The organism is Mycobacterium sp. E2327 (assembly GCF_001672675.1).
Taxonomy (GTDB): Bacteria; Actinomycetota; Actinomycetes; order Mycobacteriales; family Mycobacteriaceae; genus Mycobacterium.
Genome location: NZ_LZKE01000076.1, coordinates 1 through 13,803 on the forward strand (window position 1 = coordinate 1; position 13,803 = coordinate 13,803).

9 protein-coding genes and 1 pseudogene are annotated in these 13,803 nt (G+C 65.4%); 4 read left to right on the forward strand and 6 right to left on the reverse strand.

The genetic code is table 11. The features are described 5' to 3' along the window. Positions 1-923: Gfo/Idh/MocA family protein (locus A5712_RS09010; RefSeq protein WP_068103707.1), on the reverse strand; the 923-nt coding region annotated here is incomplete at its 3' end. 201 nt (positions 924-1,124) lie between these two features. Between A5712_RS09010 and A5712_RS09015 the strand changes: the two genes are divergently transcribed. From A5712_RS09015 to A5712_RS09025, 3 genes and pseudogenes are all read left to right on the forward strand, one after another. Next, positions 1,125-2,735 carry a GMC oxidoreductase gene (locus A5712_RS09015; protein WP_255404399.1) on the forward strand — a complete coding sequence of 537 codons (1,611 nt, stop codon included), beginning with the start codon at positions 1,125-1,127 and terminating at the stop codon, positions 2,733-2,735. Positions 2,736-3,012: 277 nt separating this feature from the next. Beyond that, complete coding sequence (locus A5712_RS09020) at positions 3,013-4,176, forward strand: glycosyltransferase (protein WP_197519348.1); 1,164 nt, start codon at positions 3,013-3,015, stop codon at positions 4,174-4,176. A 102-nt stretch (positions 4,177-4,278) separates the two neighbouring features. After that, positions 4,279-4,976, forward strand: a pseudogene (locus A5712_RS09025) (CmcI family methyltransferase); the annotation flags it as partial. A 42-nt stretch (positions 4,977-5,018) separates the two neighbouring features. Here the strand turns inward: A5712_RS09025 and A5712_RS09030 are convergent. The 4 genes from A5712_RS09030 to A5712_RS09045 all read right to left on the reverse strand — a co-directional run bounded on the left by A5712_RS09030 (position 5,019) and on the right by A5712_RS09045 (position 8,806). Then, positions 5,019-6,266, reverse strand: a complete 1,248-nt coding sequence (locus tag A5712_RS09030; RefSeq protein ID WP_068103697.1) for a glycosyltransferase — start codon at positions 6,264-6,266, stop codon at positions 5,019-5,021. Between the two features lie 61 nt (positions 6,267-6,327). After that, positions 6,328-7,119: an ABC transporter permease gene (locus A5712_RS31855; RefSeq protein ID WP_068103699.1), complete on the reverse strand. Its 792-nt coding sequence runs from the start codon at positions 7,117-7,119 to the stop codon at positions 6,328-6,330. Continuing rightward, a complete protein-coding gene (locus tag A5712_RS31860) occupies positions 7,116-7,880 on the reverse strand; it encodes an ABC transporter permease (RefSeq protein ID WP_068103701.1) in 765 nt (254 codons plus the stop codon). The genes A5712_RS31855 and A5712_RS31860 overlap by 4 nt, the downstream gene beginning before the upstream one ends. Beyond that, on the reverse strand, positions 7,877-8,806 hold the full coding sequence (locus A5712_RS09045) for a daunorubicin/doxorubicin resistance ABC transporter ATP-binding protein DrrA (RefSeq protein ID WP_068103703.1): 930 nt from the start codon (positions 8,804-8,806) through the stop codon (positions 7,877-7,879). The genes A5712_RS31860 and A5712_RS09045 overlap by 4 nt, the downstream gene beginning before the upstream one ends. A gap of 307 nt (positions 8,807-9,113) precedes the next feature. Between A5712_RS09045 and A5712_RS32455 the strand changes: the two genes are divergently transcribed. Next, a complete protein-coding gene (locus A5712_RS32455; protein ID WP_068103705.1) occupies positions 9,114-12,695 on the forward strand; it encodes a PE family protein in 3,582 nt (1,193 codons plus the stop codon). 408 nt (positions 12,696-13,103) lie between these two features. Here A5712_RS32455 and A5712_RS31300 read toward each other — a convergent pair. After that, on the reverse strand, positions 13,104-13,803 hold a 700-nt coding region (locus A5712_RS31300; RefSeq protein ID WP_369830375.1), incomplete at its 5' end, for a glycosyltransferase.

Here is a 13,803-nt window from a genome sequence, read left to right on the forward strand (position 1 = left end):
GCCGCGTCTTCCGGCGTCGTCTTCACTGGCTCGCCGCGCAGCACCGCGGCAGCAAAAGCGTCAAGCTGGTACGCATATGTGGGGCGCACCCCGAACCTCTCCACACGCTTTCCGGTAGTTGATCGGACCGAGAACCGCTGGAAAGGGATCAGCGGATTTAGCCGCAGCTCACCACGGTCGCCGACCACCCTCGCGGTGAGCCGCGGTAGATCGGTCGACCACATCGAGCAGTGGACCCGGCCGGTGTGCCCACCGGCGAACCGCAACTCGGCCGTCATGGTCCGGTCCACCTGAGGGCTGCGCAACTTCGCTTGCGCCGAAACGACTTCCGGCGTCGAACCGCCGAACGTGCGCACCAACGCAACCGCATAACAGCCGAGGTCCATTAGCGCGCCACCGGCGAGGGAGTAGTTGTAGCGGTTGTGCGACGACTTCGGCATCCAGAAGCTCCAGTGCGCCTCGACTCGCTGCAGCGTGCCCAGCTCTCCCGAGGCAATGATTTCCTCAACGCGCGAAGCAAACGGGTGATACCGGAAGTGAAATGCCTCCATCACCACCCGGTCTGATTTGGCGGCCAGCTCGGCCACCTCGCGGGCCTCGGCAGCATTGGCAGTGAACGGCTTTTCACACAGCACGTGTTTGCCCGCGGTCAGCGCAGCGCGGGTCCACCGGCCGTGCAAGGCCGTTGGCAGCGGAATATAGATAGCATCGAGGTCGGTGTCGGCGATCAGCGCCTCGTAGCTGTCGTGAACCCTGGCGATACCATATTTTGCGGCAAAGGCTTGAGCGCGGGACGCTTCGCGTGCGGCCACCGCGGCCACCACGACCTCAGCGTTTTCCCGAGCGGGTCTGATGAGCACCGCCGGTGCGATGCGCGCTGCCCCCAGGATGCCGATCCGCACCGCCGCCTTGCCTCCAGACACGGACGGGATGCTAGCAGTTGAGCTGAGGTTACCCGGACGGATCGAAGCTCCTGTCCGATAGCTGGTCGAGGAACTTACCCAGCCGGGTCCGTAGCAAACGGGTGGTACCATCGCGTTTCGCCCGGGCCACGCGTTGGGCCATCATCCACTGAGGAGCTCGATTTGGCTGACGGCGAACTGAGCGCACGCGAGGCCAAGCGGGTGCTGTGGGACGTAATTGTCGTAGGCGCCGGCATGGGCGGCGGGATGCTGGGCTACTCGCTGGCCCGCTCGGGCCGGCGGGTGCTGTTCGTCGAAAAGGGACGCTCGACACTGCCCGGGACACCCGGCACGATCCGCGCGGCGATGCCCGAACTGGCCGAGCCACAGGCCTACCGTTCCGAAGAAACTTACTACGACGCCTTGGCCCGCGCCGGACGCACCACCGACGAGATCGAAGACATCAGCGGCCGGCGCTCGAAGCGTTTCGTGCCGTTCATCGGCAGCGGCACCGGCGGCTCCTCGGCCCTGTACGGCATGGTCTGCGAACGATTCTTCGTACAAGATTTCACGCCCCGCCAAAACTTCCGCGACCCGGGCGACTCCACCGTGCCCGAGGCCTGGCCGATCACCTACGACCAGCTGAGTCCCTGGTATGCCGAGGCCGAAAAAATGCTCGGGGTGCGCGGCGCACCCGACCCACTGCGCCCAGAAGCCGCCCACGTGAATCTGCCCGCCGCACCGCCGTTTTCGACCGACAACCAGCCGCTGGTCAACCACCTGGCCGAGCGTGGACTGCACCCCTATCACCTCCCGATGGCCTGCGATTACACCGACGGGTGTACCACCTGCCAGGCCCACCTTTGTCCGCAATCGTGCAAAAACGACGCCGGCCGCAATGCCGTCCTGCCCGCCGTGGCCGAGCACGGCGCCCACCTACTCGACGAATGCCGGGTGCTGCGCCTCGAGGCCGACCGCACCCACGTCCAGCAGGTAATCGCCCAGCGCCACTCCGACATGCTGGGCCTCAAAGCCAAAGTGGTGGTGCTTGCCGCCGGTGCGTTGGCCACCCCGGTACTGTTGCTCAACTCCCGGTCGGGCACGTGGCCGCGCGGACTGGCCAACGGCTCCGACCTAGTGGGCCGCAACCTGATGCGCCATCTGATGGATTGGATCGAAGTCTGGCCGGAACGCGGCTGCAAGATCACGGCCGAAAACAAGGAAGTCGGGCTCAACGACTTCTATTTCTGGGAGGGGCAGAAATACGGCACCTTACAGTCGGCCGGCGCAATGGCCAATTTGGCATCCATGAACATGTTCACCAACCAACCCGGCTGGCAGCCAAAGATACTGCGCATGATGAGCCCTGCGGTGCGACCGATCTACGATCGCTTCTTCAACGGTGGGCTGGTGCTGGCCCCGATGTTGGAAGACCTGCCGTATCTGGACAACCGCGTCCTGGCCAGTGACCGACCCGGCGCGGACGACCGCCAACGGCTGCGGCTTCAATATCGTTTACATGCCAGTGAGATCGAACGCCGCAAAGTGTTCATCCGCCAGATAAAAGAGGTGTTGAAGCCGTTTCGCACGCTCACACTGCGCACCGGCGCGAATAACTCGACCCTGGGCCATGTTTGCGGCACGTGCCGCTTCGGTACCGATCCCAAAACCAGCGTGCTCGACCCATACAACAGGGCACACGAAGCGGACAACCTCTACGTGGTCGACGCCTCCTTCTTTCCGTCCAGCGCCGGTTTGAATCCCAGTTTGACGGTCGCGGCCAACGCGTTGCGGGTGGCCGCGCACGTCAACCAGGCGCACTTCGCCACCTGACCACCCGGTATGGACCACGACTGGCCCCGTGTTGTCCGGACCTATTCTCCTGCGGGGTCGACGGCTGGCTCTCCGGTACGGTCCTCGCCGCCAGGCCCGGAACAACTTTCGTGAGACGTGGCGCAACACTGGTTCAATCGGAGTATGTTACCGAGACGGCCCAGGCCCCAAAGCGTAACCTGCTCGGCGAACTGAAAGAGTCTGCACAATGGCAATCCGGGGCCGACGTCCTTCCCAATCACATGACGGGGCCGCTCCAAAACGACCGACCCGGTTGGTGCTGGTCTCACCCAGTGCTGATTTCAGCGGCGGAGGCGGCGCGGTCGGATTTCGTGACGTGGTCGTGGCGCTCCGGGAAAGGCGGCCAGACCTGGACCTGGTCGCCGTCTACCCGCAGAAGGGCGCCATGGAAGCGGAGTGCACGCGCCACGGTGTCCGGACCGAGGTTGCCCGGATTGGGTGGTGGATGTATGGCGAGGGGTGGCGCGGGCGACTGCGCGTGCCATTCATCGAGGCCCTTGTTGGCGTGCTCGTTCTGCCCCTCGGTACGGCGATCGTCGGCGCGCTTCTCCTGATAGACACCGTGCGCGCAGTGTTGCTGCTCAATCGACTGCGTCCGACGATCGTGTTCACCAACACGTTAACCGTTGCTGCTCACGCAATCGCCGCCAAACTGCTCGGCATCACCCATTACTGGATGGTCAGCGAGTTCGGCCGAGACGACTTCCAGCTTCGGTTCCTGTTCGGCTACCGCAGGTCAATGCGTCTCATCGGCCGGCTGTCGGAGTCGGTGATCTGCAGTTCACACGCGATCGAAAGGACGCTCCTGGAGATCGACCCGACGATGGCGACTCACATCGTCTATCCGGTCGTCGACACACCCCTCGGCACACCCCCCGAGCGACACCCAGGCGAGCCCCTGCGCGTCGTTCTCGCGGGCCGCTTTTCCCCCGCCAAGGGACAACAGCTCGCAGTCCAGGCCGTCGCGCGTGCCCGCAAGGCCGGCGTCGACATCGAGCTGACCTTAGTCGGCGCCGGCAGCCAGGCACCACTTCGCAAGCTTGCCCGACGCCTCGGCGTCGAGGAGCTCGTGACCATTCACGGACCAACCGACGACCTCGCACCCTTCTGGTCCGCCGCCCACGTCGGCCTGATGTGCAGCCAATGCGAGGGTTTCGGCCGCGTCACCGTGGAGGCGATGCGAGCAGGACTGCCGGTGTGCGGGACGAATGCCGGGGCCACCCCGGAGATCATCGACGCGGGAGTCAACGGACTGCTCAGCCCCCCCGGGGACTCGAACACCCTCGCCGCCAACCTAATGGCGCTCGAATCCGACGAAGAGCTTCGACGCAAACTTGCCTTCGGCGCAGTAGAAACAGCGGAACGCTTCCAGCGTGTCCGTCACGACGACGACATCACCGCCATTCTCGGCCTGAATTGAAGCCCGGAACGCATCGCACGGAGCTAACTATGGGGCATTTCTGCCGGCGCCTCTCGCAAAAAAGCTGACGGTGTTATTCGGATTTATTATCTCAATTAATTTTATCAGCCAGCGGGCTCCGAAGCCTTCGAGTATCACAAGTGGCACGTTAACACTGACGTATGGAAGACGACTACTTGGATGAGCGTCGACTGCCAGAATTCGGTGGTGGGTGATGTTTGGAATTAGCAAGAGATCCTGTTTGAACTGAAGCCCTCTTTTGTTATCGAGTCCGGCACAAATCATGCTGGCTCAGCTTTATATTTCGCCAAAGTCATGAGGCAGATCGGCGAACCATTCAAGGCGCTTTTCGTGGACGTCTCCCACTATTTTTTGAGCCGGCAGCGCGAAGCGATCCCGATGTCTTATTGGTCGAATCGTCTCCACCGTGCCGGCTATTGTCGAGCCCATGCAAAGTCTCCAAAATGAGTTTCCCGGCAAGATTTTCGCCATCCTAGACAGCGATCACTCAATGGATCACATGCTGAACGAGATGAAACTATTGCGGCCGCTGCTCTCCGCGGGCGACTACCTCTTAGTGGAAGACTCGATGCTCAACGGGACACCCCGTTCTTCCTATGTGGGTACCGGGACCGTATGAAGCCATCGAGGCATACGAGCAGGAATTACCAAATGACTACACGCATGACGAGGCGCGAGAGAAGAAATTCGGCTGGACACAAGCGCCCTACGGATCCCTGATCCGCAACTGGGGGACTGCCTCGTCATTTATTGACGGACGCGGTTCGGGTACGGAGTGAAACACGCCGCCGCACAGCGCCTTATCGATTAGTCTCGATTAGCTAGCCGAAACGCTTCAAGCGGACGAATTTTTCCAGTAGATCTGCGGCGTTGACAACGCTTTCGGCCGGTTTGGTCATCCGTGTTGAGAGCTCGCGGGCTCGAGCGGCGTATTCAGGGGCAAGAATCTGGCGCAGGTCCGCGACCAGCGATTCTTCGGTCACGGTAGAGAAACTTCGGCCGGCGCCCGCCTTGAGTCTTGTGAGCTGAGTTCCCCAAAGAGCCTGGTCGGGCCACGTCCAAAGAACCAATGTGGGCACTCCGGCGCGCAGGCCGATGGGCGTGGTGCTGGAGCCGCCCTGGTGAACGAGCGCGCGGCAGAGGGGAAAGATAGTCGCGAAATTCATCGCGCCCACTATTTTAACGTGCTCGAACTGCGGGACATCGCTAAAGTCAGAGGCGGCGGCGCAAACTAGTGCCCGCTGCCCTAACTGCGCACAGGCCGCCGCGATCATTGCGATCGTGTCGCGCGGAGATTGGACCGGTGTGCCGCCAAACCCGAAGTAAATCGGCGGTGTTCCTGTGGCAATCCATGTCGCAATCTCGTCATCGGCGTCGGTCGACATTTCTAGCGTCAGCGTGCCCACAAAGGGCCGTTGCCCGTCGAATCTCGCCCATTCGGCGGCGAGGCCGGGAAAGCCGGCCTCGTCGTACGCCTGGATTTCCAGCGATCCACGTCTTGTGATCCGCCACCGCGACGGCGTTGTCGCCTTCGGCAGGCCCAGCTCACGGCGCTGCGCGTTCTCGATGTCTTTAAACATTCCCCGGTAGTGCCGCCACTCATTGAGCGAGGTGGCGGAGCGCATCTGGCGGTTGGCCCGTCTCGGGGTGACATGCACCGTGGCCAAGGGAATGTCGTAGTACTCCGCGATGTTCAGGGCCATTTCCTCGAGATGCTGGTGGGTGACTAGAAGGTCAGCCCCCTCCACCATGGGCGTCAGAATGGTGCTCGTCTTTTCCCAGGTCTCCGTGAGGAGCGCGCGAGCTTCTCGCGTCAAACTGATAAGCCGCGGGATCTGCAAGAGGATGCGAAAATTGTTCGCGGGCAACAGGTTGCGTTGCGTGTCGTCGAAGGACTTAAAGTCCGGTCCGAAAGCGACCGCCGCAAGCCCAGCCGCCTCGGCGAAGCCAACCAGACCGGGAGTGACAGCTACGCGTACGTCGTGTCCTCTGCGCAACAGCTCACGGCCGATGGCAAGCGAGGGCTCCACATCGCCGCGAGTTCCATAACATGCCAGCACAACTCTCATCGCGGAAATTCCAACCTTTCAGTTGTCGTATGGCGCCGTGGATGAGGGTGAGTAACAAGTGTCAGTGCGGGGATTCGGCGGCGGCGCGATAACCGCGCACGGCCAGCGGCACGAGCACTGCGGCCAGACCAACAGCCCATATAACGGTCAGCAGGAGCGGCCACAGCACGGGACCGCCGTGGGCGAGTCCCCGCATCGACTCAATCGTCGGCCACATCGGATTGAGGCGTATCTCGAGCCGCACCGACGATGGCAGCGTTTGAATTGGAACTACACCAGAGCTGGCGAACACCGCGCCGGTGGACGGCACCCCCAGCCAGACGAGCATGGCACCGCTCTTGGCCCGCACCGCGATCGCTATGACTGCCATTGAGAAGGGGGCCACCACCAGCACCGGCACCAGTATGAACGGGATCACAGCGAGCCAGCCGCGTCCGAAGCGAAGCCCGAGCGCAACACCGACCGCTGTGATGAGCGCGGAACTCCCGAGCGTGCGTGCAGCTTCGGCGAGAAGCCGACCGGTCAGGGCGCTGGCCCGGTGTACGGGAAACACCCACAGTCTTCCGATCAGACCGGCGTCGCGTTCGAAGGAAATGGTGCGGCCGGCTGCCAGCGCCCCGAACATCGCACCGGCCACGGCACACATCGGCACCAGGCTATAGAGACTGTCAGTGCCGGTGATTCTGATAATCGACTTGCCAACCAGCAGTTTGTAGGCAATCAGCAGAAAGGTCGGTAACACCAAACCCTGGATTAGCAGCGCGGGCTGGCGCCGCCACCGAGTGAGTAGCTGGTTTGCCAACAGTAGACTTTCGGCGGCCAGTGAACTCCGCGGCAGTGCGTTGGCGCTCATTGCGGGCGCCGCCTCTGTATTCGCACCGCGAGCGCGCCGAATACCACCAGCAGCCCGAGGCACCAGGCCAAACTGGTCGCCAGATTGCTCACCACGATATGTCCGCCGGCAAGCCCACGCAGGGTTTGCGTCACCTGCGAAACAGGTTGGTTCCGTACGAACGGATGCAGCCAGTCGGGAAACGAGTCGGCCGGCGCCATCCCAGTGGACAGCATCACCAGCAGCATTTGGGGAACCAGCAGCAACTGAGTGAACCCTCCGCCGCCCGCGGTCCCGCCTCCCCAGGTTACGGAAAGAATCCCGGCTGCGTCGGCGGCGAGCGATAAGGCCAGCGTCAACATGAGGACCAGAACAGCGAAGGCCGCCAGATAGACGAGTCCGCCGAACATTCGGAAGCCGAAGACGTACCCGACCACCACCGTGGCAAGCAGGCCGATGGCGCCGCGGAAGAGACAATAAGACATACGAGCCATCAGAGGTGTTACCGCGGAGATGGGAAGGGTGCGGAGCCGATCCGCGAAGTCGGTCCGCTCGTCATGGGCAGCACGGTCAACGGTCGTCAGCGCGCCAAGAAAGATCACCTGGATGACGACAACCGGCAGGACGTACTGCGGGTAGCTCATGCCTCCGGTGTCGATCACACTGCCCAGCATGAAGTTGAAGACAAGGAAGTTAGCGGCGGGCGACAGGGCGGCGAACGGCAGGTCGTTGCGCAGTGCGTCGTGCACGACGCGCTCGGTCAGAGCAGCAAGTGCGGTCACGTGGTGACGGTCTCCGTGAGGTGCAGAAACGCTTCGTCCAAGGACGGCTTGCGCAGCGCTATGTCGACAAGTTCAACGCCAAGCCGGTCCACCCTGCGGAACACCTCACTGAGCGTCGCGACACCGTCGGGCGAGCGCACCGAGACGGTGTTCGCCTCGCAATCGGCTTCGGCGCCGGCCAGATCGGCAACCGCGGCGAAGATCTTGGAGAGGTCGGCCGGATTTACCGGACTGACCGTGCAGTAGCCCAGTCCCACGCGGCGCTTGAGGTCTTCGGCGGTCCCGTTGGCAATAATACGACCTTTGTCCAGAACCACGATCGAATCGCTGAGCACGTCGGCTTCTTCAAGATATTGCGTCGTTAGCAGGATTGTGACGCCCTGGGCCGACAGCGACGACACCAGGCTCCACACATCGCGGCGACTGCGCGGGTCCAACCCGGTTGTCGGCTCGTCAAGGAAAAGCACTTTCGGCGTAACCATCAGTCCTGCGGCGATATCGATGCGGCGCAACATGCCACCCGAATAGGTTCGCACCTGCCGGTCGGCGGCGTGCGACATATCGAATTGATGGATCAAAGCGTCGGCTCGCAGCCGCGCATGCTTGCGCCGCATTCCCCGCAGCCGGCCGAACAACACCATGTTCTCCCGGCCGGTGAGCTCAAAATCGAGCGCAGCGAACTGTCCGATGCTCCCAATGCTTGCCCGTACCTGTGCCGGTTCGCGGACGACGTCGTACCCGGCCACAACTGCTTGGCCCGAGGTGGGCCGCAGCAACGTTGACAGGATCTTGATCGCGGTCGTCTTACCCGCGCCGTTATGACCGAGCAGAGCGCAAACCGACCCCGTCGGAACTGAAAAGTTGACGTCCTGCAGTGCATTAATTGCCCCGTCGAACGTCTTCGCTATGCCATCCAGCTCGATCACGAAGACAGACGATACCCGTCGTTCCAGGCATTTTGAGCGGAACCCGGCTCCTTCGGTTTCGCGGTGACCTTCTCGGCACGCGTCGCGGCCAGCCGACTCTCGCCGATGCATCGCCTCGGGGGCCGGCCCGTTACGGCGGCCAGCCCGATCAGACCGACTGTCTAGTCGCACTAGTTCATTCGGCCCAAAAGTATTGAATCGAAGCAAATTCTCAAATAGGGTTCAACTTCAATTGGACGTGTGTAGTGTAGGGCGCTGTCCTCAAAGGCTCGTTGAGGTCAAGTCGCGTTTGTAATCGGGGCCGCTTATGTCGTCGTATGTGATCGCAACGCCGCAGGTGCTGGCCGCAGCATCGTCGGATCTTGCCGGGATCGGGGAAGCGATCAGGGCGGCCACTCTAGTGGCGGCGCCTTCGACGACGTCGCTGGCGGCTGCGGCCCAGGATGAGGTGTCGGCGGCGATCGCGAAGTTGTTCGGCACCTATGCGCGCGACTTTCAGGCGCTAAGTGCGCAGGCAGACGCGTTTCGTGGAGAGTTCGTGCGGGCGTTGAATAACGCGGGGGGCGCCTATGCGGCCGCGGAGGCGGCCAATGCTTCGCCGTTGCAGGACGCGCTGGCGGCGGTCAACGCGACCACCGAGGCGCTGACCGGGCGTCCGCTAATCGGCGACGGCGCCAACGCCGCCACGCCAGGCGGCAATGGCGGCAACGGCGGGATCTTGTGGGGCAACGGTGGCAACGGCGCGGACGGGGCGCCGGGGACCGGGCAAAACGGCGGTAACGGCGGGTCGGCGGGCTTTTTCGGCCACGGCGGCAACGGCGGGAATGGCGGATCCGGTGGGGCCGGTCAGGCAGGTGGCAACGGCGGGGCCGGCGGTGTGAGTGGACTGCTGGGCGGCGGCTACGGCGGAGCCGGTGGTAATGGCGGTAACGGCGGCGCCGGCGGGCCCGGTCAGGCAGGTGGTGCCGGCGGTAACGGCGGGGCCGGCGGCGCTAGCGAGCAGCTGTTCATGGGAGCCGGCGGGCCTGGTGGTAACGCCGGGAACGGCGCGGCCGGCGGCATTGGCGCCACCGGCGCCACCGGCGCTACCGGCGCAAGTGGCGGCGCGGGCGGGGCTGGCGGGACCGGTGGCGCCGGCGGCGCTGGCATCGGGGTGTTGGGCACCGGCGGGCACGGCGGCCAGGGCGGATCCGGCGCCAATGGCGGCACCGGCGGCACCGGCGGCGCCGGCGCGGCCGGCGATATCAACGTGAACAACGGCACCGGCGGTAACGGCGGTGATGGCGGCGCCGGCGGTGCCGTGGGTAGTGCCGGATCCGGCGGCGCAGGTGGCTCTGGCGGTTTGCTGGGCAGCGCCGGCTCCAACGGCACGGGCGGCACGGCCGGTTCGCTTGCGGGCATTGCCGGTAACGGCGGCGACGGCGGCAACGCCGTTGGCAATGGTAATGGCGGTAACGGCGGCAACGGCGGCACCGCCGGCTCACAGGCAGGCAATGGCGGCGACGGCGGCAGTGGCGCTGGCAGCGGTAACGGCGGTAACGGCGGTAACGGCGGCAACGGCGTCAGCAGCGGCAACGCCGGTAACGGTGGCAATGGCGGCACCGCCACCGGCAGCGGCAACGGCGGCAACGGCGGCAACGGCGGCACCGCCGGTTTGCAGGGAGGCAATGGCGGCCACGGTGGCAACGCCGTAGGCAGCGGTAACGGCGGCAACGGCGGCGACGGCGGCACCGCCGGTTTGCAGGGAGGCAAAGGCGGCGACGGCGGCTCCTCCGCTGGCAGCGGCAACGGCGGCAAAGGCGGCGACGGCGGTGTCGCGGTAACTTCCTCGTCGGCTGCCGCCGTCGGCGGCAATGGTGGCAACGGCGGAAACGGCGCCTCCGGTGGCGCCGGTGGGGCCGGTGGTGAAGCCGCCACAGCCGGAACGGGAAACGCCACAGGCGGCGCGGGCGGCAACGGTGGCACCGCCACCACTGGCACCGGCGGGGCCGGTGGGGCCGGTGGCGTCGTTGCTGCCACTAGCACTTCCTCTTCGGCTGCTACCGTCGGCGGCAATGGTGGCAACGGCGGGAACGGCGCCTCCGGTGGTGCCGGTGGGGCCGGTGGTGAAGCCGCCACGAACGGAACAGGAACAGTCACAGCCGGCAAGGGCGGCGACGGCGGCGCCGCCACCACCGGCACCGGCGGCACCGGCGGAGCTGGCGGAATCGCGGCAATCACATCTACCAACTCAACCGTTAACGCCGTCGGCGGCACCGGCGGAGCGGGCGGCGCCGCGGGGAACGCCGCTGGCACCGGGGGAACGGGTGGGGCCGGCGGTGAGGCGATTACTAGAGGAAACGGAAACGTCACCGGCGGTAGTGCCGGCGTTGGCGGCACCGGATTTAACGGCGGCGGTGGCGGCGCAGGTGGTAGTGCGGTGGGTTATGGAACCGGAAACGTCACCGGTGGCGCCGGCGCGGACGGAACCAGCGGCACCGGCGGAGCCGGTGGCGCCGGTGGGGCCGGTGGTGCAGCCACCACGGCCGGAACGGGAACCGTCACAGCCGGCGCGGGCGGCCACGGCGGGAACGGCGGGAGCGGCACCTCCGGTGGTGCCGGTGGTGCCGGTGGGGCCGGTGGCGGCGCGGCTGTCACTATCAGTTCTTCTTCGGCTGCCGCCATCGGCGGCCACGGTGGCGACGGCGGGGACGGCACCTTCGGGGGTGCTGGTGGGGCCGGTGGCTTTGCCAACACCAACGGAACAGGAACCGTCACAGCCGGCGCGGGCGGCAACGGCGGCACCGCCAGCAATGGCCTCGGTGGGACCGGTGGAGACGGTGGCGGTGCGGTTATTACTAGCACTTCCTCTTCCGCTGCTGCCGCCGGCGGCCACGGTGGCAACGGCGGTAACGGCACCTCCGGTGGCGCCGGTGGGGCCGGTGGCTTTGCCAACACCAACGGAACAGGAACCGTCACAGCCGGCACGGGCGGCAACGGCGGCACCGCCACCACCGGCACCGGCGGAACCGGCGGAAAAGGCGGAGGCGCGGTTATTACTAGCACTTCCTCTTCGGCTGCCGCCGCCGGCGGCCACGGTGGCAACGGCGGTAACGGCACCTCCGGTGGCGCCGGTGGGGCCGGTGGCTTTGCCAACACCAACGGAACAGGAACCGTCACAGCCGGCACGGGCGGCAACGGCGGCACCGCCACCACCGGCACCGGCGGAACCGGCGGAAAAGGCGGAGGCGCGGTTATTACTAGCACTTCCTCTTCGGCTGCCGCCGCCGGCGGCCACGGTGGCAACGGCGGTAACGGCACCTCCGGTGGCGCCGGTGGGGCCGGTGGCTTTGCCAACACCAACGGAACAGGAACCGTCACAGCCGGCACGGGCGGCGACGGCGGCACCGCCACCACCGGCACCGGCGGCACCGGCGGCACCGGCGGAACCGCAGCAATCACATCTACCAACTCCACACTTAACGTCGTCGGCGGCACCGGCGGAGCGGGCGGCACCGCGGGGAACGCCGCTGGCACCGGGGGAACGGGTGGGGCCGGCGGTGACGCGAGTACTAAAGGAAACGGAAACGTCACCGGCGGTACTGCCGGAGTTGGCGGCACCGGATTTAACGGCGGCGGTGGCGGCGCAGGTGGTACTGCGACGAGCTTCGGAACGGGCAACGCCACCGGTGGCGCCGGAGCGGACGGAACCAGCGGCACCGGCGGCGCGGGCGGCGCCGGTGGGGCTGGTGGCGGCGCGGTTATCCAAAACAGCTCCTCTTCGGCTACCGCCGCCGGCGGCAAGGGCGGCAACGGCGGCACCCCCGGCGGTGCCGGTGGGGCCGGTGGTATGGCAACTACCACGGGTACCGGAAGCGCGCAAAATGGCCTGGGCGGTAACCCGGGGTAGTGACGGTAACCTTGGGACAGCTCGGCAGAATCAGCTGTGGGCGGCGCGGGTGGATAAGGGGGAACTACCCCAAACGGCCCCTGCTCGATCCGGCCCTGTTGTCCCGGACGGCCCTGCTGTCCCCCGAGGTCACATCATCCAACTCGGATCGCCGCTGATCGGCCCACAAACTCCGCCGGCGTGCGACCAGCCGTCAAGGCGGCGAGGATGGCTCAGAGCGGTGCGGTTTGGTGTTGTTCGCCACGGGTATTGTGGGCGGAGGCTGCCGCGGCTGAGCAGGGCCATAGGTATCAGCGCGACAGTGCCGCCCAAAGCGAAATCGCGCTCGGTCAACGCTCTTATCATCCCCGAGTTCACTCTGCCGGACGTGGCCGGCGGCCGGCCATCCCCATGGTCCGCCGTCGGCGATTAGCCGACACGCTTGAGGCGGGCGAAATTTTCCGCAAGATCAGCAGCGGCCGCAACGCTTTGGGCTGGTTTGGTCATCCGAGTGGAGATCTCGCGGGCCCGGGCGACATATTGCGGAGCGAGGATAGTCCGCAGGTCCGCGACCAAGGACTTCTCGGTAGCGGTCGAAAAGCGCCGGGAGGTGCCCACTTTCAACCGTTTCACCGCAGCTCCCCATATGCCCTGAACGTCTGCCATCCACAGGACCAACGTTGGGACTCCCGCGCGCAAGCTTGCGGCCGTGGTGCCCGCGCCGCCGTGATGCACGACTGCCCGACAGGCCGGAAAGATTGTCGCGTAATTCATCGCGCCCACCACCTTGACGTGCTCGAAATGGGGGCCCTTGCTGAAGTCGGTCGCGGCGGCACAAATCAGCGCCCGCTCTCCTATCCGCGCGCAGGCTGCGCCGATCATGGCGATCGTGTCGGCGGCAGATTCGACTGGTATGCTGCCAAACCCGAAAAAAATCGGCGGAGTTCCCGCGGCAATCCACGACGCCACCTCTTCATCGGCATCCGTCGGTGATTCCATTGTCAGCGTGCCGACAAAGGGCCGCCGACCATCAAATTTCGCCCATTCGGCCGCTAGCCCGGGAAAGCACACTTCGTCGTAGGCCTGGATTTCCAGCGATCCTTGTTCGGCGATCCGCCTTGGCGCGGGG